The sequence below is a fragment of the Psychrosphaera haliotis genome (assembly GCF_009728465.1).
GTDB classification, from domain to species: Bacteria; Pseudomonadota; Gammaproteobacteria; order Enterobacterales; family Alteromonadaceae; genus Psychrosphaera; species Psychrosphaera haliotis.
In genome coordinates, this window is sequence record NZ_WOCD01000003.1 from 517,798 (window position 1) to 542,816 (window position 25,019).

Sequence of the window (25,019 nt, forward strand, 5' to 3'; positions counted from 1 at the left end):
TTAAGGATATCAAGCATCTAACACTACAAGGCATTTAATGAAAAAAAGTCCTAATGATAACAAGAATTATCAATCTGTTACTCTAGATAATGGTATTCGACTGGTTTTTGTTGAGGATTCAGCTTGTAGTAAAAGTGCCTGTTCATTAGTGGTCAATACAGGTAGTTTTGATGATCCTAAAGACCGACCTGGCTTCGCTCATTTTATTGAACACCTTCTATTTAACGGCAATCAGAAATACCCTTCCCCTAATGAATTGAGTAACTTTATTAGTAAACATGGTGGTCAAGTAATGCATGGACAGCGACTGAGCACAGCTGTTTCTTTTTTGATATTAACCATGCTCAGTTTTTAAGCGGGCTTGATTATTTTGCGCATTTATTTATAAATCCGTTATTTAACGATGAGGCGATTGATCGAGAACAAGAAGCCATTCATGCTGAATATAAATTAAAGTTAAGAGACGATAGCCGTCGTATTCAGCAAGTACATAAAGAAACGTGCAACGCTAAACACCCTTTCAGCAAATTTGCCGTAGGAAATCGACAAACACTTTCAGACTTGCCTAACAGGCCAGTGAAGAATGAAATAATAGACTTTTGGGAAAAACACTACCAAGCACAATACATGACTGTATGTATTGTCTCTAACACAACTGAACACTTTGATACTGCAAAGTCGTTATTTTCTGAGTTAAGTACATCTAATCCACTTAGGGCGAAGCCTGCTATTACCAAACCTTTATATACTAAAAAGGACTTAGGTAAATTCATCTGCATAAGACCCGTTAAAGAGCTTCACAAGCTTAATCTAACTTTTGCACTCCCAGCTATTAATCAATTATACAAACATAAGATGGTTAGTTTTATTGCGCATATAATAGGAGATGAAGGCACCGGTTCTTTGTATGAAAGCCTTAAAGGACAAGGTTTAATTAACGGACTATCAGCGGGCAACGGCATTTCTGGCCAAAACTTCAAAGACTTCAATGTCTCAATTGAATTGACGGAGTTAGGTGAAAGTCGACTAGATCTCATCATGACTCAACTATTTAGCTTCATCAATTTTATGAAGACTCACGTTCCACCGGAATACCTTTATACCGAACAGCAAAAGATGGCTCAAATTGGCTTTGAATTCCAAGAGTCAATCAAGGCGATTAAGCTCTCAAATCAAATTGCTTTGAACATGCAACATTATGAACCTGAAGATATCCTTTTTGGTGATTACAGGATGGATGGTTTTGAGCACGCTCATTGGAATCAAATTTTTAGCTTCTTTGAGCCGGAAAATATGAGGATTACCTTAGTTAGTCAGAATATATCGACAGACCGTGAAGCTCATTGGTATCACACTCTATATTCAGTTCAGGATATTGATAAAGCAGTAATAAATGAATTAAAAGTAATTCAACCTAATGAAGGATCATTTGCTTACCCTAGCCCCAACCCTTATTTAGAAAAAGAAATAAAATAGAACATAAAGACTTCCACGCAACTACCCCAATTTGTTTGGACAAAGAGCCTGGATGGCAATTTTGGTTCAAACAAGACTTACGTTACATGGTGCCTAAAGGTAACATTTACGTTGGCTTTGACCTTCCAAATGGTGTTGATTCAAACTTAAACCAAGCGCTGATGAGGTTATTCTGTGAGCTGTTTATGGATAAAATGGCCGATGTTCATTATCAATCCGAAATGGCTGGCCTGCATTACAATGTTTATGCCCATGCAGCTGGTATCACTATGTACACGTCAGGCTTAAGCCCAAACCAGCCAGAGTTAATTTACACATTAGTCAAAAGTTTATTTACCATTTCACCTACCCGTAGCCGTTTTGAAGAAGTAAAAAGGCAATTGGTTAAACATTGGCGCAACTCGGATTCAAATAAACCTATAAGCCAGCTTTTCAGTTTGTTAAATTCGCACCTTATTCCATCAACTGGAACGTCTCAGGAGTTAGCAGACGAACTTGAGCACATCTCAGTGGAGAACTTCCGTTTATTCGCTGAAACGTTATTTGATAATGTCTATGTAGAGTCTTTAGTTTATGGCAACTGGAGTACCACTCAAGCCACAGCTATTAATGAAAACCTCAAACAGTTACTTTCACAAAGTACTCGAGTTTCCGAATTGCCAAGAGTAGTTAAGTCTCTTGATGAGATTGGTGTAGTAGAACTAGCTAAAAAGGTAGAGCACCAAGATTCAGCAGCCTTGCTGTATTTGCAAGGTATGACCGTTTCTTCTTCACAAGATAATGAAATTGAAAAAGCCTACTTCATTTTGGCCAGCCAAATATTAGCTCCGTACGCTTTTAATAGACTTCGCACCGAAAAACAATTGGGTTATATGGTAGGTAGCGGCTACATGCCCTTAAACAATGTCCCTGGTTTAGCGGTTTACGTCCAGTCTCACGACTTTGATAGCAAACATCTCACAGAAGAGTTAAACAATTGCTTACAATTTTTTAATGCAGAGTTAGATGAACTACCAACAGACGATTTTAATAGGCACAAAGCTGCTGTCATTATGCAATATAAAGAAAAACCAACAAATTTAGCACAACAAAGTCAGCAACTTTGGGTTTCTATTGGCAACAAGGATTACCATTTTAATCAAAGAGATATGATTGTAAATGAGTTGCAATTACTTACTAAACGCGAGTTAGCCTCTTGGTATGCTAGCCTCTTTACACCTTTACTAAACAAAGGCATTGTCGTTAACAGTCGCTAGATATTTATTTGTTTTTATACTTTGACACTATGTTTTTCATTCGTTATCTTGGCAGTGCATTCCAATTGTAGTATTTAAGAATTTTTGTGTGCCTTAAAAATAATAAAAATAAATTACTGTCGTTACTAATTGTATCCTTTGTAAGCTTGCCCGCTAGTGCTGGTTTAGTTATTCCTAAAGGCGTACCTGAACAAGATATTCAGGGCGGTACTTTATTGATCATCATTTTATCTATCCTATGTCTTATACTTCTCGGTATTGCAACCTACGGTATGGTGCGCTTTAAGCGATATCAAAGAGCCATGCTTAATAGTGACCAAAGGTTAAACTTTTCACTCTGGGCCAGTGGCGACGAGATGTGGGATTGGCATATCAATGAAGGCAAACTATTTAGAACTAACTCTCGCGGTACCTATCCTCTTTCCAATGTAAACCCAAATGTCTTTCCTCCTAATAAACAATACATTCATCCCGGCGATATAGAGCGCGTTAGAACCAAATTGGCTAATCACATTAGTGGAAATACCGACGCTTTTGAATGCGTATATCGTTTACGAGACAAAGATGGCTGGCGTTGGGTTTTAGACAAAGGTCGTATAGTAATTAGAAGTGACAAAGGAAAGCCGGTGAGAATGACCGGTATTTTCAAAGATATTCAAAAGCTTAAAACAGCAGAGTCGGAACTAGAGATCTTCGCTAAAAGCATAGAAAACATCTCTGAAGGCGTAATAATACTAGACCCACAGCTTAATGTTGTTCACGTAAATCCAGGTTACAGTAAAATAACCGGTTACTTGCCTGAGGAAGTTTTAGGTCAAAAGCTACACCTTACTAGTTTAAGCTCCACTCTAATACATGAAATAAAGCGAGATGTAGATTCACACGGTAATTGGCGAGGTGATATTACGGGCCAAAACAAAGATAACTCAATGTTTCTAGCTTATATTACTGCTAACTGTATTCGCGACAAAGACGGAAAAATAAGTAACTACGTTGCAATCGTTTCTGATACAACACGAAGAAAAACCGCTGAAGCAAAACTTCTTAAACTAGCAAGTACAGACTCCCTCACAAAACTCCCAAATAGGAATGTGTTTTTCTCTAATTTACAAACTTGTGTAGATAAAAAAGTTCCAACCGCGGTACTTGTATTCGACTTAGACGACTTCAAAAAAATTAATGACTCTTTAGGTCACCAGCTTGGCGACATACTCCTCATTGAAATAGCCAAACGAATTAAGCCTATTACTAACAATCTAAACACTTTATACAGGCTCGGCGGTGATGAATTCGCACTTATCATGGAAAAAACAAATGATATTTCTGCCGTTACCGCAGCAGCGAAACAAATATTAAAAAAGCTGTCTACGCCATTTAGAATTGATAAACATGAGTTTGTTGTAGCGGGTAGTATAGGTATTGTTTTATACCCTGATGACGGCAAACAGCCAGAAACGCTATTACGAAATGCCGATACGGCCATGTATCACGCTAAAGAAGGCGGTAATAGATACTTGTTCTTTAGCGAAGATATGAATAAAAAAGCGGTAAAACGTCTACAAGTTGAAAACCTCATCCGTCTGGGCCTTAAAGAAGATTACTTCCAAGTTTACTATCAACCTAAGATGAGCTTTTCCGACGGTACATTAAATGGAATGGAAGCTCTAGTTCGCTTTATCACTCCTAAAAACGGATTGGTGAGCCCAGGTACATTCATCCCAATAGCTGAAGAAACAGGTCAGATTGTTGAAATTGGTGATTTAGTTCTTAGAAAAGCTTGTATCGATATGAAGCGTTGGCTAGATGAAGGTATTATCAGGGGTCGTGTTGCCGTCAACTTATCCGCCAGACAATTTAACCTTCCTGACCTAATGCAAAGAATTGATCGTATTTTGCACGAGACCGAATTAGACCCTCACCACCTAGAGCTTGAGATTACTGAAGGCACGGTAATGAATAATGCTAAGCATGCTATCGAAACTATGCATCAAATAAGAGATAGAGGCATACACTTGGCCATGGATGACTTTGGAACAGGGTATTCAAGTCTTTCTTATCTGCGTAAGTTCCCTTTAAACACGCTTAAAATAGACAAAGCATTTGTTGATGATGCAGATTCTGACTTTGGTAAAGCAATGATTGATACCATTGTTACTATTGCTCGAAACTTAGGTTTGTCAACGGTAGCGGAAGGTGTGGAAACTAATGAACAAAAAGCGTTTATGACAGAAATGGAATGTGACGTACTACAGGGTTACCTATACTCTAAGCCATTATCCGCAGTGGAGTTTAGTCAGTTTGCTATGATGGACAAAATGACCACCGCTAAACTACCTTATGAAGAAACTGCGTAATTAAACTGCACGATAAAAAAGAGGCAGAACACAAAAGTTGCCTCTTTACCAAGATACTATGCTCTTAAAAAGACAACACCAGACCCACTTTGCTTTCGCAACAACATTTGTTTTTTTACATTTAGCATGGGCCAAACCATAGGTCCAAAAACTAACCCACTAAAAAACCAACGCTTTTTCCCTAAACCGTTTTTCATTGCTTCTATAGAGAGAAAACAAGCAGATAAAATTAAAACGATAGCGACAACTAAATACAACATACGCACCTCGGCAAGGGAATTAAGGGCGCGTATATTACACAAAAAAAGCTTAATTATCGACCAGTTTTTTTTAATTCATATAAAACGTTTAAAACGGGCATTTAAAATACTATTTAAAAACTACGTCCTTTGTTGTTCTTGTATAGGTTTCTTCCTTCCTCTTTAGTCCACTCTCCATTCTTTAAATAGGAAGTAGCAACCGTCATTGAGTCGCCATTTAACGTTGAGGTTGATTTAACCTGAGTTATTCCTTGGCTTGTACTGCTTTCGCCGGTCACATTTTCATATGCAACAAAGGTGTTCTTGTCGATAAATTCCATCCAGCCAGAGGTAAAAAAGTCTGCCGTCGTAAAATAATAAAACTCCAATCTATTTGATTTATTATTCCAATAAATAATCGACTCGCCGCCATACATTCCATCATTAATAGAATGAGTAGTTTTTAGGCCTTTCCCGTTTAATACTTTTTCAAATAAAGTAACGTCTGTAACACTAGGTTGGCCCTTCTCAACAGAAAAGTTTGCAGTCCACCCACCTAAATAATCTTCAAACTTAGCTAAATGCTTGTTAAAACTTTGCTGGCCAGCATGAATAACTTTAGTCACCGAATCGCCTTCATCACTGGTTTTTGCAGCAGCAATAGAGTTTAAAGGTGTTAATGTGAGTGTAGTAAACAGAATTAGTGAGTAATTTAACTTCATGTTGATACCTTACTTTCTCTTGATTTAGAATTTATTATTCGAGATGATGCCATAGTATATCGATACGGAATAAGTATCTAGCACCCGAATTTAACTACAGCGAAGTACCTCATGTCCATATTGACGTTTCTGAAAGCTTATTTTAAACCTACAGTGATTTTGACAATTTTCTCCACTTTAAGTCTTAGTTTTATAGCCAATGCAAAACCTACTGAAAAATCAATTTTTAACGTTTATGAGAGTACAGAAAACCGTCAAATGGAAACAACTATAGACGTTATAGTCGGTCTAGCAAAACCGCCTTATGTGATCTCTGAGGGCGATACAGGCTTTGAATTAGAGCTTATTACTGCTGTTTTAAATAAAATGGATACTTCACCTAGGTTTATTTATGCACCTTTAGGTAGAAGCGTAAAGCTACTAGATCAAGGTATGGGAGAGGCACTTCTTACTATTAATGAATATATTGTTCCCAATAGTAAAATCCGGAGTAAACCATATATAACCTATCAAAATGTTGCCATTTCACTAAGTTCAAGTGGCATTAACATAGATAAAATAGAAGACCTTGAGAAAAACAGTGTTGCTTCATTTCAATTTGCTCATAAATATTTAGGGCCTATCTTTGCAACTGCGGCAAAAAATAACGCTAATTACATAGAGATCCCAAATCAATTTCAGCAAGTCGAAATGCTATTAGAAAAGAGAATCGAAGTGATAGTGATGGATATTAATATATTTAATTATATTTTTACTCAACTCACTATGGTTAATAAAACAAAACCAGAGCTATCAGTGCACAAAGTATTCCCTGAAAACCCATATTCAATGGCGTTTAAAGATGAAACTAAAGTCCAAACGTTTAATACAAAATTAACCGAATTTCTCCAATCTTCAAAATATCAATCGTTGAAACAAAAATATAAAATATTTTAACCACAAAAAAAGCCCTTTCGGGCTTTAATGTTAGGTGTTCAGCTTTATTTCTTATGTTTAGGTCTTGGGCCTTAGAAAAAGCTTTGCTGATGAACTCTTACAAATAATGGAGTTCCAACCTTAGAGTAATCTACTTTATATTCTTTACCGTTTAAACACTGAACAAAAAGCAGTGTTTTAGGCTCACCAAATACGTCTGGGCTCGAAATGTTAACCACTTCACAATAAGCATCTTTTGCTTCTCGTCTATTTCTAGGCACTTCGCCGTTGTGTTCAATTACACCATTTTGGGTAATTTTAACTACCGGGTGCTCGATATCGTTAACAAGCAATAAATCAAGTTTTCTAACTTTATGGATGATGGTATTTCGTCCACTTCTAATGTATGCAGCTTCTGTCATAACGGTGTTCTACCAAAAAATTCAAGGGAAATATTACTAACTGAACCTTAGCCTTTTGATCCAAATTGATCAAGGTTGTCTTGTATTTATATGTATGTTTGCCCTATTTTTCATCACAATTATTTCTTTTAAAACATCATCAAGGTCGTTAACAAAAGATTCACCCGATATAAATATATGGAAGCCTAAAAATTGATTGCTGACTTCACTCCTCGATGCATACATCGCAATTAAGCCAGCTAAACGCATCCCACTTTTGTCTTGCCAGTCAATTTGATCCGTGAGCTTACTCAAATCGCAACTACCAGTACTACAGGCTTCTTTAGCCAACATGACTTGTAACTCTCGTTGTTCCATTAAAATTCGACTGGCGAGTCTTAAAGGAATAGATTCATAGTGCGCGAGTGGCTCCTTTAGTTTGATACCAATGTAATTGAGATTTTTAGATTCAGGAAAGTGAAAAACCGATGGTATATCTACCCTTTGAATATTACTCCATTCGACAAAAAAGCTGCCTCTTTTGTGATTAAATCGTAAGCCTGACTCATTTAATTCCAGACTATGCTCAGGCTCGCCTGCTAATATATGCCCTGCTAGGAAAAGTATTAGGCACATAGAGTAAGCACCGATTAAAACAATTGGACTCGTTATGTCAAAAGATACTTCTATAACAAGCCAAACAATAACAAGAATACAGGCCAATAAGCGTAACGGAACACGCTTACCAGCTAATTTAGAATTTAACCTTACTACTTTTGGATTAGCCATCCGTTAAAATGGCTCAAATACAAAATAAATTATTAGACAAACTGCACCCCACAACAAAATAGCGCGTATTCTATTACAATATGGACAATCAGATTTAAAGTTCAACGTTAAACTCCTAAGTAAGGTATATAAAATATATGGAGAAGATTGAGATAGCAACATTTGGCGGAGGTTGCTTTTGGTGTATTGAAGCGGCTTTAAATAAAGTACGAGGTGTTGTTAGCGCAACATCTGGATACTCCGCCGGACATCGAGAAAATCCTAGTTATCAGCAAATAATTACAGGTACAACAGGTCATGCTGAAGTAATCCAAGTTGAGTATGACGCTAACGTCATAAATTACGAACAGCTACTTTCTATGTTTTTTCAGTTACATGATCCCACCACATTAAATCGTCAAGGCAATGACGTTGGCACTCAATACCGATCTATTATTTTGTATCATGACAAAGCACAACTAAATACAGCTCAAGACCTTATTAACAAGCTCAATTTATTGGGTATTTGGGATCAATCAATTTGTACAGAGATCAAACAATACGAGCATTTTTATCCCGCGGAGTATTACCATCAAGGTTATGCCTTAAAAAACCCGGAGCAACCTTATTGCGCTATTTTGATAGGACCAAAATTAGAAGAATTTGAATTTAAGTTTAAAAATTGGCTTAAGTAAGACCACATAACCATGAATCAGTTGGAGGGCATAAATCAACGCTGGAAGTAGATGCGCTGATGGGAGTTATGCCCTCCTGGGGCTGTAACCCCAAGTTAAATTTACTTGTTTCGATTTCAGAAATCCTTTGAAAAATCTAGTAAGTGAATTTTTAGATATTTGTTACTTTTTTGATTTAAAATAGACCGTCCAAAAACTAGCTAAAGCTTTAAAAAGCATTTAAATTAGATACTTAAAACTAACGACCAACCTTGAGATTAAATTTGTAAGTTAGAAGATAATTTTTACTCCAACATCTTTTAAACACTTATTAATTAAGTGACCACGAGTCAGATATTTCAAGTTTGATACTTTTAATTATACATAGCGGCTTTTAGCTTTAATTTGATACACTTTAATTAGACCTTCTCAAACCTCAATATATTAGAACTGATTATTAATGACTAAATTTAGATTGACTAGCCAAGTGCTTTTGGCCATTTTCACTACCATTGCAACATATTATTTTTTAGTTCCTATCGATAATATCGGTCCGGGTATTCCTCATTTTGATAAATTTGCACACTTTATCGTATTTTTTAGTCTTAGTTTTTTCTTTATGAATGGCGTTTCTGAAAACGTAAAAACTACGCTTATTGTTGCGTTGGTTTACGGAGCTACTATCGAGTTATTGCAAGGGTCATTACCTTATAGAAGTGCGTCATTACCAGACTTAATAGCTGATATGGTTGGAGCAATCGCCTACTTACTGCTACACCCTAAACTACTCGCTTTTTTCAAGGCTAAGTAAATGCAGCATCCACCAATCTACATTTTAGGCCAAGGCGCAATAGGTAGCCTACTGGCGGCTAAAGGACAAGAAAGCAAATTAAACACTATTCAAATTGTTAGAGGTGACACTGACAAAAATAGCCGCGTTGAATTAAACGGCACAGTGCAACACTTGAGGTCAAAAACACGACTAAAGAACATTAAAAGCATAGACTTTTTAGTTATTCCAACAAAAGCGTACGATGTAGAAAACGTACTAAAAGAACTTAAACCTCTGCTTACGCTGGGAGCTCAAGTTATCCTTTCACACAACGGACTTGGCACTATAGAGCTATGTAAATCGTTAATTGGAGATATTGCTGACATTTACTTTTGCACAACAAGCACAGGTGCCTATGCTAAAAATAATGTAATACATTTGGCTGGTATCGGTAAAAGTGAATGGGCCTTAGTTTCTAAAAGCCCTCTCGTTGAAGATAAAATAGGCAAAGAGCTTAACGTTAAAAGTGTAATATCTACTTTATTCTTTAATGCAACACAGGTTAGCGACATTTTGCCTGTACTTTGGAACAAGCTTGCTGTTAATGCCGTCATCAATCCAATCTCAGCCATTCATAATTGTTTAAATGGTGACGTGTTAGATCATCAGCATCAACAACTTACAACCTCCATATTGGAGGAACTAGTATTGGTGGCTAAGCAACAAGGCTTGGAATTAAAAATTAACGAGCTTAAAAAGCTTGTTGTTGACGTAGCAAATCAAACACAGCACAACTCTTCTTCTATGCGAGAAGATGTACTCAATGGCCGTCAAACAGAAATAGATTTTATCAATGGCTATATTGCAAATCAGGCTTCGCTTTACCAGATCCCAGCTCCTGTAAATACATATATAACTAGTGAAATAAAGGCCCTTCAAAGACTTTAGTTTTACTTTCGCAACACGCAGTAATAAACTAGCTTCAGAGATAAACAATAGTAGAGAAATTTGTGCCTAATAATATTCAACTCATTGTAGAAAAAGCAAAGCAAACCTGTGCAGAAGAAGGCGTTAAGTTAACCACCAAACGTGAAAATATACTCACGTGCATTATTAAGGTTGGTGAGGCGGTATCTGCTTATGAGTTAGCTGATTATTATAGAGAAGAATTTCAGCAGTCTATTCCTGCAATGTCTGTATACCGTATCCTAGACTTTTTAGTAGAGCTCTCGCTTGTGCATAAACTTTCATCAGCAAATAAGTATATTGCTTGCTCTCACATTTCTTGTTCTCACAGCCATGAAATTCCACAGTTTTTAATATGTGAAGAATGCCAAGCTGTCACTGAGATCAGCGTTATGAATAATGTTATAGATGAGCTTAGAGCCAGTGTTGAGAAAACAGGCTTTAAGTTAACAACCCGTCAGCTTGAACTACAGGGCATTTGCGAAAATTGTTCCAGTAAGTAGATAAGTAGAAACAGAAAAAGCGCCAAGAGGCGCTTTTTTTTATGTTTAAAAACGGAACCCAAAGTTGAGCTCCGGTTTAACAGGTTAGTAAAACGTTTTGTTCTCTTTAGCCATTGATTTTAATAAATCACATGGTGCAAATCGATCACCGTGTTTTGCTTCATAACCTTCAAGTTTTTCAACTAGAGTGGCAATGCCCATACTATCCATATAACGGAAAGGACCGCCTTGGAATGGAGGGTAACCAGTACCAAATATCATACCAATATCACCATCACGAGGGTTACGCACAATACCAGCATCTAAACAACGAGCCGCTTCATTTAGTAATTGAACAACACATCGTTCTGCAATTGCTTCTTCGCTCATTGTGGTCTTTGGAGAAACGCCTAGTACACGGTATACAGACTCATCAACTTGTTTGCCTTTTTTCTTAAAGGTTAGCTTGTCCATAAGTGTTGGTTTAGCCGCTTTACCATAAACGTAGAAACCTTTTTGGTTCTTCTTACCTTTACGTTCATCTTTCGTTAACTTGTCCATTGCTGTTGGCAGTGCAAAACGCTCACCAAATGCATCGTATAAGATACCAGCAACTTTAGAGCCTACGTCAATACCAACTTCATCAAGCAACGTCATTGGGCCTACAGGGAAACCAAACTTAACTAACGCTTTGTCGATTTTCTCAACCGGCTCACCTTCCATAACAACGTTCGCCGCTTCATTCATGTACAAACCAAGAATACGGTTAACAAAGAATCCAGCTTCATCTTTTACTACGATTGGAGTTTTACCTTGACGACGCGCAAACTCTACCGTTGTAGAAATTGTTTCGTCAGATGTTTTTTCCGTCGCGATTACTTCAACTAGTGGCATTTTATCCACTGGTGAGAAGTAGTGAAGACCAATTACATTTTCTGGACGAGCCGCTTTTTCAGCTATGTTTTTAATTGGTAGCGAAGACGTATTTGAAGCAAAAATTGTACTTTCGTTACAGTTTTCTTCAATGTCAGCAACCATACGCTGTTTCAGGTTTAAGTCTTCAAATACCGCTTCAACAATAATGTCAGCATCTTTAAAGCCTACAAAATCAGTACCAGCACTTAACATGCCTAACTGCTTCTGCATTTCTGATTTACGCATAAAACGACGCTTAACTTTTTTGTTTAAAATGTCATAGCTGTATTTAAATGCGTTACGAATACCTTCTTGGGCAATGTCTTTGATACGCGCTGGAACACCCGCTTTTGTAACAGTAACAAAAGCGATACCGCCGCCCATTAGACCACCGCCTAATACGCCCGCTTTTTTCACTTTCTTAGGCTCAACACCTGCAACACCGTTCTCTTTTTTCATTTCAGTAGTTGCGAAAAATAAACCACGTAGTGCTTTAGATTCTGGCGTCATGCACAGTTCAGAAAAACGCTGAGCTTCAATCTCAAGACCTTTTTTAGTGCCTTTAGAAACTCCTGTACGAATACACTCGATAATACGCAGTGGAGCTGGGTAATTGCCTTTAGTCTGGCGCATAACCTGCTTCTTAGCTTGATCAAATACAATGTTCTGACCTACTGAGGTATTTTCTAAGAATTTAGCCATCATCGGTTTTTTCTTAGTTTTACGAACTTTTTTACCGTGACGCATTGCGTCAACCATTTCAGCCGCAGTATCCATCAAAATACTTTGAGGAACCATATCTTCAGCTAATCCAGCTTTTACTGCTTGTTTTGCTCGTAATTGTTTACCCGTTAGCATCATGTCTAAAGCTTTTTGCAAACCAACTAGTTTAGGTAAACGTTGTGTTCCACCTGAACCAGGAAGAAGGCCAAGCTGAACTTCTGGTAAACCAAGCACTGTTTTGTTGTCGTCTGAAACTACACGTGCATGACATGCCATTGCTAACTCTAAACCGCCGCCTAAGGCTGGGCCATGAATTGCAGCAACCACTGGCATTTTCATATTTTCAATTTTATCAAAAAGCTCTTGACCAATTTTGGCAATGGCTCTCACTTCTTCAGCACTTTCGCACGCATCTAACATAGATACGTCTGCGCCAGCAACAAACGAGTTTGATTTACCTGAGGTAATGATTAAACCAGAAACGTGAGTATTGCTTTCAACTTCTGCAAAAACCGCATTAATCTGTTCAGCGAATTCTGCTTTTAATACATTCATTGACTCATTTGGAACGTCAATTGTGATCACACCAATGCCATTTTCTAGCGTTGATAATATAAATGCAGACGTGTTATTTGATTCTGTCGTCATCTTTTTATCCTTTCCTTATAAGTCCGCTATTAACCGTCTACTTCAACAATCATTGATGCACCTAAACCACCAGCAGCACATGCTGTAGTTAGACCAACACCACCACCACGACGACGCAGTTCATTGATTGTTTGCGTAATTAAACGAGTACCAGTAGCAGCAAATGGGTGACCGTATGCTAGTGAACCACCATTAACGTTAAACTTAGTCATATCGATGTCGCCAATCGCTTCACCACGACCAAGCTTGTCTTGTGCGAACTTCTTACTCGCAAACATTTTCATGTTCGCTAGTGTTTGAGCAGCAAATGCTTCGTGCATTTCAATTAAGTCTAAATCTGATAACTTCATACCAGCGCGTTCTAGTGCAATAGGTGTTGCGTAAGAAGGACCCATTAACATGTCTTCCCAAACGTCAATTGCTGCGAAACCGAAGCTACGTATGTAACCTAGAGGCTCGTAGCCTAACGCTTTTGCTTTGCTTTCTGTCATCATTAAGATAGCAGATGCACCATCTGTTAATGCTGTTGAGTTTGCCGCTGTTACTGAGCCGTGCTTACGGTCAAATACTGGACGTAACTTTGAATAACCATCAGCTGTAGAATTAGTACGGATAGTATTATCCATTTCAATGAATTGGCTGAATGGCTCTGGGTGTGCAGCCATTACTTCATCTTTAAAAATGCCACTTTCCCAAGCTTTAGTCGCCAATGAGTGTGAGCGGTGTGCCAATGCATCTTGATCTTCACGGCTAATGTTATGCGTTTTAGCCATTTGCTCAGCCGTTTGGCCCATACTCAAACCAGTTGAATACTCTGCAACTGCAGGTGGCTGAGGCGCAAGGTCAGCTAAACGTAATTTTTTAAGAATGTTCCAACGTTGACCAAGAGTACGAGCCTTGTTTAAGTCAACTAAAGCGCGCGCTAATTTTTTAGTCACACCAATTGGTAAAACAGAAGAAGAGTCAGCACCACCGGCAACACCAACATCAATAGAGCCAGCCATCATAGACTCAGCAATATTCACTGTTGATTGAAAACTTGTCGCACAAGCTCTAGAAACAGAATAAGCATCAGTATTTACATCCATGCCAGTACCCAAAACGATTTCACGAGCAATGTTTGGCGCTTCTGGCATTTGCACAACTTGTCCGTAAACAAGCTGTTGAATTTCTTTAGGGTCTAATTCTGCGCGTTGTAGCATTTCGCCAACAACCATTTTGCCTAAGTCTAAAGCAGGTACACCGTGGTACGCTGTAGCTTGTTTAGCGAAAGGCGTTCTAAGGCCCGATACAACCGCGATACGATCGCCATTTCTAGTCTGTAATTTGTTTGTCATGTTCTTTCCTGTTATCAAATCTGGTCTGACCTGTATTTATAGCCCGATTTTAACCAGATATTGTGTAAAGTCAAAGTTCTGCGCACTTTTCTCGACGAACACACTATTTAAAACTCAACTCATCCAAGATAACTCGTTTAAAAAACAGCCACTTGTTTTTTAATCATTGAACCTTATATTCACAAACGTGTCGTAAGTGGTATTGTAAACATCGCAACATTAAGCGTTATTGCAAGTCGCTTTTAAATCAAACTTTTTTTCAATTTTATCGGTCATTTAAGTGTTAGCCGCAGAGGAAGTGTAGGATAAATGTCAGTATCTCGATTTGAACAACTAAAAAAATATCTAGATTCACAAGTTATCGGTCAACCCCAATTTACTAAAGCAATTATAGTCGCTTTGTTAGCTGACGGACACTTATTGGTAGAAGGACCTCCGGGATTAGCAAAAACGCGTGCAATTAACGCCCTTTCAAATGGTTTAGAAGGCGACTTTCACCGTGTTCAGTTTACGCCAGATTTATTACCAGCCGATTTAACCGGTACCGATATTTATCGTCCAGAAACCGGTGAGTTTGTTTTTGAAGCAGGTCCACTTTTTCATAACTTAGTATTGGCCGATGAAATTAACCGAGCGCCAGCTAAAGTTCAGTCGGCTTTATTAGAGGCAATGGCGGAACGCCAAGTTACCGTTGGTAAAACAACTTATCCTCTACCGTCACTCTTTTTGGTCATGGCAACACAAAACCCGCTAGAACAAGAAGGTACATATCCACTTCCAGAAGCACAGCTTGACCGCTTTTTAATGCACCTAGAAGTTGATTACCCTGGTGCAGAAACAGAAATTGAAATTTTGCGCCTAACTCGCGGTGAAGCTCTTTCTCAAAAAGTAGAGCCACCAACACCCCTTACTCAATTAGAAATTTTTGACGCACGAAAAGAAGTGCTGTCTATTCATTTAGCGGATGAGTTGGAACAATACTTAGTTGATCTAATTATCGCCACTCGCCAACCAGGTAAGTATGACAAAGACCTAGCGAAATGGATTGCTTTTGGCGCGTCCCCTCGTGCAACAATAAGTTTAGACAAGTGTGCCAGAGCAAACGCATGGTTAGACGGAAGAGACTTTGTAACACCTAATGATATTCAAACGGTATTTTTTGACTGCTTACGTCATCGACTACTACTGAGCTATGAAGCAGAAGCGGCAGGCATAGATGCCAATACTGTTTTAAAACGCATAATACAGTTGGTTGCCGTTCCATAATCACCACGTTAATTAGGTTTACAGAGTACTGATTGAATAACATGATAAATCAACAGCATTTAGCCTGGATAAAGGAAAACAACATTAGTGGCGTGCAATGCAGCCTTGATGAGCTTTTGCTATATCAACGTTATATTCACTTACTAAATACCAAGCCAAACTCGAGAGTTAAACATCACCTTTCGGGCCAATATCTTGCCAAAACAAAAGGCCGAGGTATGGAGTTTGATGAAGCTAGGCATTACCAGCCTGGCGATGATGTTCGAACGATTGATTGGCGAGTAACAGCAAGAACAGGAAAAACCCACACTAAGATATTTCGCGAAGAAAAAGACAGACCTATCTTCATACTCTGTGATTTACTGCCAAGCATGTATTTTGGTAGTAGCTTGTTGTTTAAATCTATCCAAGCTTGTCATCTTGCGTCATTGATTGCTTGGAAGGCCAAAAAGAACGGCGATAAAGTCGGTGGTTTGGTTTTAACAAATGACACTATGCTGGAGTCCAAACCAAGAGCAAGACAACAAGCCTTACTTCATTGGCTTAATCAGCTTCAATTAGGCCACCAAACTCTTCAAGGTGGATATCAGCAAGAAGCCAGTGCAGAAAACGACTTGAACTCAAAGCAATACGCGCAGGAACGATTCCAGCAAGCTTGTGCTCACTTACGACAAGTTGCACACCCAGGAAGCCTAATTTATATAATTAGTGACTTTCAGAACCTATCTGAACCAGCTTTACAGCACTTGTTTCAATTACAAAAGCACTGCGAAGTTAATGCCTGTTCAATATACGATCCAATCGAGCAAGCTTTGCCTCAGTATGCTGGTAACAATTTAGCCATTACAAATGGATTAGCGACAAAGGTAATCTCCAGTTTGTCTCAAGTAGAGCAATATAATAAAAGTGCCAAACGTCACTTTGTAAATCAAAAGCAAACGCTTCAGCAATTTAATATTAAATGGTTGCCTATTAGTGCGGGCTTGCCTTTACATGAGCAGTTATAGGTAATTTCATGCAAAATAATGTACTCAGCCAATTAAAAGACATTCAAACTCCAGAGCCAATTACTTGGTGGCCTTTAGCGTGGGGATGGTGGTTAGTAATCGTATTAGTCGTCGTTTCAATATACGTCGTAATACGATTAGTGATAAAGAGAATTGAAAACAACAAAGCAAAAAAACAAGCACTAAAAATGCTAGAACAAATTCACAATGAGCCTCATCCGCACAAAACGGTGATAGCCGTTAATGACATTTTAAAACGAGTAATGCTGGTGTATACCTCAAGAGACAGCATCGCTAGCATGAATAGCAAACAGTGGTTTGAGAGCTTAAACACTCTAAGTGAAACGCACAAAATACCCACTCACTTTAGCCAGCTAGCTTATCAACCAAAATGCTCAGCTAAGGATGCAGATGAATACCTTAATGCTGCTCAAAACTGGGTTAAAAACACATTACCGCTTTCAAAAAAACAAAAGCAAATAACAGAACGTTGGAGTGCTACCAATGTTTAGTTTTGAGTGGGTATGGTTAGCCCTTTTATTGCCGTTGCCTTTTTTAGTTTGGTTGTTACCTGAACAGGACGCGCAAAAAGCGGCGCTTCAACTTCCAACCTTTGACCTTGTAGACAAACAACAGCAAAAATCAAACCCTCTCGCATTCCCCTGGGTTTGGCTACTAGTATGGGTAGCGCTTGTACTAGCAGCTATGCGTCCACAGTGGATAGGTGAGCCAATCACAGTGCCGCAAGAAGGCCGAGAAATGATTTTAGCCGTGGATTTATCAGCCTCGATGAATGAAGAAGATATGAAAATATCAGGCCGAACGGTTAACCGACTTACTATGTTAAAAGTTGTCGTAAATGACTTTATAGAACGAAGAGTGGGCGACCGACTAGGACTCATCTTGTTTGCTGATACAGCCTATGTACAAACACCATTAACCTATGACCGCGCGACTGTTAGACAAATGTTAGACGAGGCTGAATTAGGTTTAGTGGGCGATAAAACCGCAATTGGCGACGCGCTTGGTTTAGCCGCCAAACGTTTTAATGACAAAGGTGAATCAAACCGAATTCTAATCCTACTTACCGATGGTCAAAATACCGCAGGCAACATCTCCCCTACTGACGCCCTAGAGATTGCAAAAGAAACAGGTATTAAAGTCTATACCATTGGTATTGGTGCAGATGAAATGTTGGTTCGAAGCTTTTTTGGTACTCGACGAGTAAACCCTTCTGCAGACTTGGATGAAAACTTATTAACAAGAATTGCCAAAGAAACTGGCGGTCAATACTTTAGAGCAAGAAATACCGATGAGCTAGAAACCATCTACTCAATGCTAGATCAACTAGAGCCAGTTGAAGATGATCCTATTCAGTTAAGACCGCAACAAGCTCTGTTTTATTGGCCTTTGGCTTTTGCTTTATTGCTATCAACTATTTTAGTTATAGGTAATTTACTGAAAGGTCGAATCAAATTAGGAGGTAATGCGTAATGTCTGATTTTCATTTCCTTCGTCCAGAATGCTTTTATTTATTAGTACCACTAGCAATCGTATGGGCATTTAGACTCCGAAAACAAAATCAAAGTGATTGGCAACAATGGATTCCTGAGCACTTATCTGCCACTCTCTTTTCTGGCAAGCAAAAAAACGCAAGCAAAGTACTTCCTATTGGTTTAGCAATAGCCTGGTTATTTTCTGTTATTGCACTAGCAGGCCCAACTTGGCAAAAGATTGAAAAACCCGTATTTAAAAGCCAAACTGCGAACATCATAGTTATGGACATGTCGCTTTCAATGCGAAGCACTGACATAAAGCCAGACAGACTGACCAAAGCAAAATTTAAAGCCATTGATTTAGCTACGTCATTAAAAGATAGCGACGTTGGTTTGGTTGCTTATGCTGGTGACGCTTTTACTATTTCGCCACTGACTCAAGACGCCAGAAATATCACCGCGCTCATTCCTAGTCTGTCACCGGAAATAATGCCAATACCAGGCAGCTATCCATTAATTGGTTTAGAAAAAGCGCAATCTTTAATGCAACAAGCTGGTTATTTATCTGGCCAAATTTACTGGATAACTGACGGCGTTGAGTATGAAGACATAACCGAATTAAAACGATTTATGCGAGCAAGTCCCTTTAATATAAATATACTTTCCGTGGGTACTCAAGCTGGGGCGCCAATAAAAATGAAAGATGGTTCTTTACTAAAAGACAACTCTGGCAACATTGTCATGCCTAAAGTAAATGAATCTGCTCTCGACGACTTGGCTTCGCTGTCTGGCGGCATATATCAGCCCGTTACCGCTAATGATATGGATATTGAACGCCTATCTAGCCAATTACAAACCTCCTCAAAGCAGGATGCACCAAACAACCAAACTGAAAGTGACTTAACAGGTGATGACTGGCAAGAGTTTGGACCTTACGTAGTGCTACTTCTTTTACCCATTTGCTTATTTGCCTTTAGAAAAGGCGCAACAATCGCTCTTTTGCTGCCGGTTATATTTGTTTTATCTGTTGCAGCCCCTGCACCTGCTTTAGCGCATGCAGCCCACACAAGTAAAGCGGCTGCATTGCCTGATACGCATAGCGTCAGTGGTGACAATCAAACCCCTTCTACCTTCAGCAATATTGTTAACGCAATGTTCAAAACCAATGACCAACTCGCTAGCGAGGCTTATCGAGCAAATGATTTTGGCGGTGCTCAACAGCAGTTTGAAGACCCTCAATGGCGAGCAACCTCTGCCTACAAAGCTGGTGATTATGAAACCGCGCTAAAACTATTTGAAGAAGATACTTCAGCCCAAGGTCTGTACAACCAAGGTAACGCTCTAGCGCAACTAGGTCAGTTAGACCAAGCTATTGAAGCGTATAACAAAGCCCTTAAAGCACAGCCTAACTTAGAAGACGCTAAGATAAATAAAGATTTTGCTACGAAACTAAAAGAAGAGTTGCAGTCAAACTCTGAGAATAGCAATGAGAGTGAAGGTGAAGCTGACCCTAACCAATCTCAAGATAATGACCAGCAAGGCGAACAGCAAAAAAATCAACAAAACGATCAACAAAACGATCAACAAAAAAATGAGCAAAACGGCCAGCAAAACCAACAAGAGCAGAATCAAAACGATAGCGAAACAAATGGTTCAAATGACCAAAAACAAGATCAACAGTCATCTGAGCAACAAAACCAACCTTCAGACTCTCCATCACAGCAAAAAAGCAATGAAAATGGTAAGCAACAAGGTGAGGCTCAAGAGCAACAGTCTGAACTAAATGAAGCGAATAAAGACAGCATTGATGAAGCATCTGATAGTACAGAAAACACTGGTCAAAAGCAGACAACTCAGCTCACGCCAGAACAGATTGCAGAAAAAGAACAGCAACAAAAAATTAAGCAATTACTTAGAAAAGTTGACGATGATCCGTCAGTGCTATTAAGAAATAAAATGATTTTAGAAAGTCGTCGTCGACAACAAGAGCGTAGACGAGCAACAGGAGTAACTAAATCGTGGTAAGTAGTTTTAAGGCTTTTCCTACCAATCAAATTCGCATTTTATTCAGTGCATTCGTGCTGCTATTAAGCTTTCAAGTCAGTGCAAACATCGAATTAAATGCAAGTGTTGATCGCAACCCTGTTATGGAGAGAGAGTCGTTTGTATTAAAAATTGAAGCAAATGACTCTGTTAATACCAATGATTTAGACCTATCTTCTTTACAGAAAACAGGCTTCATTGTAGGCAGAACCGCGACTGGCTCTCAAACGCAAATAATTAATGGTTCTATACAAAAAAGTACAACATGGAGTGTGGTATTAACGGCAAAACAGCAAGGCACTTATGCTATCCCAGCCTTAAAGCTAGCTAATGCTTCTACTTCACCCATTGAAGTAAATGTCGTCAGAGCCTCAACTTCTAAAAATTACAAAGACGAAAGTATTTTTATAAAAAACACCTTAGAAACCAACAATCTTTATGTTCAGCAGTCCGTAAAACTAACAACTAAATTATATATATCACCACAAGTTCAACTGCAAAGCGGCAGCCTGTCTGAGCCAACGCTTGATGGAGCCTTGATTCAACAGCAAGGTAAAGATAAAGATGCCACTGAAATAATTAATGGTATTAGATACCGAGTTATTGAACGAATCTATACTATTACACCACAATCAAGTGGAGACTTTACTGTTGTTTCGCCTACGTTCAACGGCGATGTAACCGCGCCTTCAAGACGCCGCTCTGCATTTTCTAGCTTTTCACAAAGCAAACCAGTAACCGCTTTTGGTCAAGATTTTACAATTAACGTACAACCTATTCCTACAAGCTACACGGGTGTATGGTTGCCAAGTTCTATTGTGCAATTGAACGAAGAGTGGTCGCCTTCTAAAGACACTTTTGATGTAGGTGAGCCAATAACTAGGACGATTACGTTGACCGCTCTTAATGTCAACGAAGAACAGCTACCGGAAGTTTCAGGCCAATATCCGGCAAACGTAAAAGTTTACCCTGACCAATCAAAAACTCATTCTGTAGTAAGGCAGAACGCTTTAGTTTCGCAAAGAATTACTTCTGAAGCTGTTGTTGCTAATGCGCCTGGTACATATACCTTCCCGGAAGTTAAAGTGACATGGTTTAATACTAAAACTAAGCGCCAAGATGTTGCCACATTACCCGCAAAAACAATTACCGTCGTTGGTAATGAAATTACGTCAACCACACTAGACAACACTGCAGGTAGCCAATCATTAAACGGGGCGTCTGCAAATAAAAATCAACAATCCGATTGTGATTGCAATCTAGCAGGTACTTCTGACAATACTGATAAACTAGGTTTGGTTTATTGGATTGGCTTAGGTAGTGGTTGGCTAGCCTTTATTATTATGTTGTTGATTTACATATTTAGAAGTAACAAACCAACCCCTAATCAAACGGTAAGCCTAGATGTAAACTCACCACAAAAGTTTGATATTAATGAACTAAAGCGAGCTTGTTTAAGCCATCAAGCGAATACCACGAGCTCTTTACTTGCGGAGTGGATTACAATCAACTTCCCAGAGAGCACTAGCTATGATGATGCAAAAAAACACATGAGTGCTGAGTTAATAATGTCTATCGATGATTTAAATAAAGCTCGATTTAGCCAAACTCAAAACGGCTGGAAAGGTGAATTGTTATGGCAAGCTATTTCTAAATTTAACAAAAGTAAAAGCACCGTAAGCAAAAGTCAGTTTTTACCACCGTTAAATAAAGCCTAACAGTGGCAATGGTTTTCTAACTCTATCTTTACCCTAGTTTTGTTCTTTATTCGGTTGCCAGGCATGTGCATCGGCAGCCGATAAAGGTTTGCTATAAAAGTAACCCTGAATTAAATAACAACCATTTTGAGCTAGATAATCGACTTGTGCTTGGGTTTCAGCGCCTTCAGCAATAACTTCTAATCCTAACTTTTGAGACATAGCGATAATAGCAGCAGTAATTTCCATATCACTTTCATCATCAGGTATATCTTTGATAAACGACCTATCTATTTTTAACGTTTCCACTGGAAACCTTTTTATATAAGCCAAAGAAGAATAACCGGTTCCAAAATCATCAATTGAAATACCAACACCTAAAGCCTGAATACTATAAAGTTGACGAATTGCGTCTTCAACATCCGTCATTAAACTCGACTCTGTAATCTCTACTTCTAAAAGAGAAGGTTTAATCCCATACTGCTCAATAATAGCCTTTAGCTCAGATGTAACCTTGCCACTTTCAAATTGCTTGGCACTTAAGTTAATTGAAACTGGTACTTTTTTATTTTGTTGGCTAACAAACTCAGCAGCTTGCTCAATAACCCAGCTACCAATTTTCAATATCAGGTTACTCTGCTCTGCCAAAGGAATGAAGTTCGCGGGGGAAACAAAGCCCAGTGTGTCGTTGTGCCATCTAAGTAAGGCTTCAAAACCCACCAATTCCATGCTTTTACTATTTACTTTAGGCTGAAAAACAAGCTCTAGCTCTTGTTTGTCGATTGCCTTGGCTAATTCACTCTCCATTTGAATACGTAGGCGCGTGGCGTCATTAAGAGCCTTAGTGTAAAAGTGATAAGAGCTTTTACCCAATGATTTAGCTTCATACATCGCGAGGTCTGCGTGTTGCAATAGTAACTCTGGATCTTGTGAATCTGTAGTCGACATTGTTACGCCTATACTCACACCTGAATTAATTACCTTTCCTTTTATTGTAAAAGGAAGGCTTGCCGCTGCTAAAATGGCATGAGCTTTTACAATGACATCCTGCTCAGATTTGATCCCTCCTAGCAACATTGCGAACTCATCGCCACTCATTCTTGCCAACGTGTCTTCATTTCTTAGTTCAGCGGACAACCGTGTTGATAACTCTTTTAACAACAGATCACCAACTTCATGGCCATATAAGTCATTTACTTTTTTAAAGTCATCTACATCAAAATATATTAATGCAAAGTCGTATCGTCCCCGTTTACTTATCTCAACGAGCTTCTCTAACTGAGCCACAAAAAAAGTTCGATTAGATAAATTGGTGAGGTCATCCGTGTAAACTAACCTCTCGATTTTATTTTGAGAATCTTTTATGGAAGAAATGTCTTGTTGGGAAACCACATATCTAATGACAGTTCCCAAATCGTCTCGTACCGACGTTATACTGCAATTAACCCAGACTTCATCGTCACTGCCCTTGGGTTTAAGAATTAACTCTCCTCGCCAACTCTGCTTTCGCCTAAGCTCATTTTTTATTTGCTCTTTTATGAATGCCATATGGGGATGAACAAATTCAAAGTAACTAACATCTTTGAGACACTCATCGTTAGAGTGAATAAGACCGGCCATTTTTATGTCTGAGGTCATTATGCAATAGTCTAAACCTAAAGTTACGATTGCATTGTCAGAATGAGCTATGACTTGTGCAAAGCCTTTAGAATCAGCCAACTTCGACTCTAAATCACCAATCGTTTTTAAGTCTAACTGTCGAGTTCTATTTAGTTGATATAACTGCTGATAAATAGCTTCACTCAAATCAGCCAATTCATCATCTTGTTTGCCCAATAACCGCAGGTCAGAAACCTGATCTGGTGAATTTACAAGATTGGTCATTACCTGAAGTGGTCTGCTTATAATTAACATGCTTAATAGGTAGGTAAGTACAAATACCAGTATTAAAGCGATAGCAGCAAAAGTAATAAACTCTATAAACGCTTTTTGTTGTGGGGCTAATAAATGTTGTTCATTTTCATAAGCTACAATAAACCAACTTAACTCAGGCAAGTGCCAAGTGCTTGCTAAATATTTATTTCCTAAATCCATAAAGAAAGAGTGTGGGCTTTGAGCAATATTACTATTAATAAACTGCATCAAAGGTTCTCTACGAGCACTGCCCGCTAGAATATTGATACCGTAAGCATCACTAGACCTTATATACTTTACTCCAAAGTCAGGGTGATAGACGAGATCACCATATTGATTGTGGATAAAAACCTTAACGTTAGTTTTTGTAAAGTAAGACAATATTTCGTCTTTATTAATATTGATCGCACCAGATAAAACACCTACTAACTTTTGATTAGAATAAACAGGTGCTTGGTATTCAAAACGCACTTCATTTTTGTCGTCGACTAGGTAGCTAGACCAAGGCTCAAACTTGTTTTTTGAATTTACAAACAAATTCCTTTCAAGACTTTCCTTCCTTTTAACCTTTAAACTGTCTGGCGATTTAAAAGTAACATCAAAGCTCTCAACCTTTTCCTCAGATAAGAGCGCTCGAATGGCAGCATCCGATACATTGGTATTCGCATAAACCGACAAAGACAGGTCTTTAATTTGCATTTCTAATTGAGTTATTTTTTTACGTATAGATGCTGTGCTTTGGGCAAGGGTTGCTTGTCTTAGGTTCTGAGATTCCTCAAGCATCATATTTTTATTGGTGTGCAAAAACACGTAAAAATAAATGATTAATATTAAAAAAGTCAGCAGAAAAGCCAGAGTGGCATGTTTAAAATTCAAACTTTTATACTTGAGAATAAAATACAAATAGTACCCCTACAGACCGCTGTTTAACTCCACTTTGCGATGGAG

21 protein-coding genes and 1 pseudogene are annotated in these 25,019 nt (G+C 38.5%); 15 read left to right on the forward strand and 7 right to left on the reverse strand.

Going from position 1 to position 25,019, the window contains the following annotated elements; all coding sequences use genetic code 11:
- Window positions 1–37: 37 nt before the first annotated feature.
- From GNP35_RS07215 to GNP35_RS07235, 4 genes and pseudogenes are all read left to right on the forward strand, one after another.
- Window positions 38–447 (forward strand): annotated as a pseudogene (locus tag GNP35_RS07215) (insulinase family protein); the annotation flags it as partial.
- 129 nt (window positions 448–576) lie between these two features.
- Complete coding sequence (locus GNP35_RS07225) at window positions 577–1,476, forward strand: insulinase family protein (RefSeq protein ID WP_155695480.1); 900 nt, start codon at window positions 577–579, stop codon at window positions 1,474–1,476.
- Window positions 1,473–2,732: an insulinase family protein gene (locus GNP35_RS07230; RefSeq protein WP_330997776.1), complete on the forward strand. Its 1,260-nt coding sequence runs from the start codon at window positions 1,473–1,475 to the stop codon at window positions 2,730–2,732. Before GNP35_RS07225 ends, GNP35_RS07230 begins: the two co-directional genes overlap by 4 nt.
- Before the next feature lie 86 nt (window positions 2,733–2,818).
- On the forward strand, window positions 2,819–5,086 hold the full coding sequence (locus GNP35_RS07235; RefSeq protein ID WP_330997736.1) for a bifunctional diguanylate cyclase/phosphodiesterase: 2,268 nt from the start codon (window positions 2,819–2,821) through the stop codon (window positions 5,084–5,086).
- A gap of 56 nt (window positions 5,087–5,142) precedes the next feature.
- Here GNP35_RS07235 and GNP35_RS07240 read toward each other — a convergent pair whose 3' ends face one another.
- The gene (locus tag GNP35_RS07240; RefSeq protein WP_155695482.1) at window positions 5,143–5,346 is read right to left on the reverse strand and encodes a hypothetical protein; all 204 of its coding nucleotides are present in this window, start codon (window positions 5,344–5,346) and stop codon (window positions 5,143–5,145) included.
- 113 nt (window positions 5,347–5,459) lie between these two features.
- Entirely contained in the window at window positions 5,460–6,047 is a 588-nt protein-coding gene (locus GNP35_RS07245; protein WP_230961332.1) for a glycoside hydrolase family protein, read from the reverse strand.
- Window positions 6,048–6,158: 111 nt separating this feature from the next.
- Between GNP35_RS07245 and GNP35_RS07250 the strand changes: the two genes are divergently transcribed.
- Complete coding sequence (locus GNP35_RS07250) at window positions 6,159–6,983, forward strand: substrate-binding periplasmic protein (protein ID WP_155695483.1); 825 nt, start codon at window positions 6,159–6,161, stop codon at window positions 6,981–6,983.
- 71 nt (window positions 6,984–7,054) lie between these two features.
- On the opposite strand, the gene GNP35_RS07255 is transcribed toward GNP35_RS07250, so the two are convergent.
- Together GNP35_RS07255 and GNP35_RS07260 are read right to left on the reverse strand one after the other, a co-directional pair.
- The gene (locus tag GNP35_RS07255) at window positions 7,055–7,384 is read right to left on the reverse strand and encodes a hypothetical protein (RefSeq protein ID WP_155695484.1); all 330 of its coding nucleotides are present in this window, start codon (window positions 7,382–7,384) and stop codon (window positions 7,055–7,057) included.
- Between the two features lie 69 nt (window positions 7,385–7,453).
- Complete coding sequence (locus GNP35_RS07260) at window positions 7,454–8,152, reverse strand: DUF2982 domain-containing protein (protein ID WP_155695485.1); 699 nt, start codon at window positions 8,150–8,152, stop codon at window positions 7,454–7,456.
- 137 nt (window positions 8,153–8,289) lie between these two features.
- Here GNP35_RS07260 and msrA point away from each other — a divergent pair, with 137 nt between their 5' ends.
- From msrA to GNP35_RS07280, 4 genes are all read left to right on the forward strand, one after another.
- On the forward strand, window positions 8,290–8,826 hold the full coding sequence (gene msrA, locus GNP35_RS07265; protein ID WP_155695486.1) for a peptide-methionine (S)-S-oxide reductase MsrA: 537 nt from the start codon (window positions 8,290–8,292) through the stop codon (window positions 8,824–8,826).
- Between the two features lie 439 nt (window positions 8,827–9,265).
- A complete protein-coding gene (locus GNP35_RS07270; protein ID WP_155695487.1) occupies window positions 9,266–9,616 on the forward strand; it encodes a VanZ family protein in 351 nt (116 codons plus the stop codon).
- Window positions 9,617–10,525: a ketopantoate reductase family protein gene (locus GNP35_RS07275; protein ID WP_155695488.1), complete on the forward strand. Its 909-nt coding sequence runs from the start codon at window positions 9,617–9,619 to the stop codon at window positions 10,523–10,525.
- Between the two features lie 62 nt (window positions 10,526–10,587).
- The gene (locus GNP35_RS07280; RefSeq protein ID WP_330997737.1) at window positions 10,588–11,046 is read left to right on the forward strand and encodes a Fur family transcriptional regulator; all 459 of its coding nucleotides are present in this window, start codon (window positions 10,588–10,590) and stop codon (window positions 11,044–11,046) included.
- Between the two features lie 84 nt (window positions 11,047–11,130).
- On the opposite strand, the gene fadJ is transcribed toward GNP35_RS07280, so the two are convergent.
- Window positions 11,131–13,311, reverse strand: a complete 2,181-nt coding sequence (gene fadJ / locus GNP35_RS07285; protein ID WP_155695489.1) for a fatty acid oxidation complex subunit alpha FadJ — start codon at window positions 13,309–13,311, stop codon at window positions 11,131–11,133.
- A gap of 29 nt (window positions 13,312–13,340) precedes the next feature.
- On the reverse strand, window positions 13,341–14,648 hold the full coding sequence (gene fadI / locus GNP35_RS07290) for an acetyl-CoA C-acyltransferase FadI (RefSeq protein ID WP_155695490.1): 1,308 nt from the start codon (window positions 14,646–14,648) through the stop codon (window positions 13,341–13,343).
- Between the two features lie 309 nt (window positions 14,649–14,957).
- Between fadI and GNP35_RS07295 the strand changes: the two genes are divergently transcribed.
- From GNP35_RS07295 to GNP35_RS07320, 6 genes are read left to right on the forward strand one after another with little or no spacing between them, the layout of a single operon-like run.
- The gene (locus GNP35_RS07295; protein ID WP_155695491.1) at window positions 14,958–15,914 is read left to right on the forward strand and encodes an AAA family ATPase; all 957 of its coding nucleotides are present in this window, start codon (window positions 14,958–14,960) and stop codon (window positions 15,912–15,914) included.
- A 41-nt stretch (window positions 15,915–15,955) separates the two neighbouring features.
- Entirely contained in the window at window positions 15,956–16,921 is a 966-nt protein-coding gene (locus GNP35_RS07300) for a DUF58 domain-containing protein (protein ID WP_155696067.1), read from the forward strand.
- Window positions 16,922–16,929: 8 nt separating this feature from the next.
- On the forward strand, window positions 16,930–17,433 hold the full coding sequence (locus GNP35_RS07305) for a DUF4381 domain-containing protein (RefSeq protein ID WP_155695492.1): 504 nt from the start codon (window positions 16,930–16,932) through the stop codon (window positions 17,431–17,433).
- Window positions 17,426–18,415, forward strand: a complete 990-nt coding sequence (locus tag GNP35_RS07310; RefSeq protein ID WP_155695493.1) for a vWA domain-containing protein — start codon at window positions 17,426–17,428, stop codon at window positions 18,413–18,415. The genes GNP35_RS07305 and GNP35_RS07310 overlap by 8 nt, the downstream gene beginning before the upstream one ends.
- Entirely contained in the window at window positions 18,415–20,442 is a 2,028-nt protein-coding gene (locus GNP35_RS07315) for a vWA domain-containing protein (protein WP_155695494.1), read from the forward strand. The genes GNP35_RS07310 and GNP35_RS07315 overlap by 1 nt, the downstream gene beginning before the upstream one ends.
- Window positions 20,436–22,178: a BatD family protein gene (locus GNP35_RS07320; RefSeq protein ID WP_155695495.1), complete on the forward strand. Its 1,743-nt coding sequence runs from the start codon at window positions 20,436–20,438 to the stop codon at window positions 22,176–22,178. Before GNP35_RS07315 ends, GNP35_RS07320 begins: the two co-directional genes overlap by 7 nt.
- Before the next feature lie 33 nt (window positions 22,179–22,211).
- On the opposite strand, the gene GNP35_RS07325 is transcribed toward GNP35_RS07320, so the two are convergent.
- Window positions 22,212–24,854 (reverse strand): bifunctional diguanylate cyclase/phosphodiesterase, encoded by a 2,643-nt coding sequence (locus GNP35_RS07325; protein WP_196492453.1) that lies wholly within the window; start codon window positions 24,852–24,854, stop codon window positions 22,212–22,214.
- Window positions 24,855–25,019 lie beyond the last annotated feature (165 nt).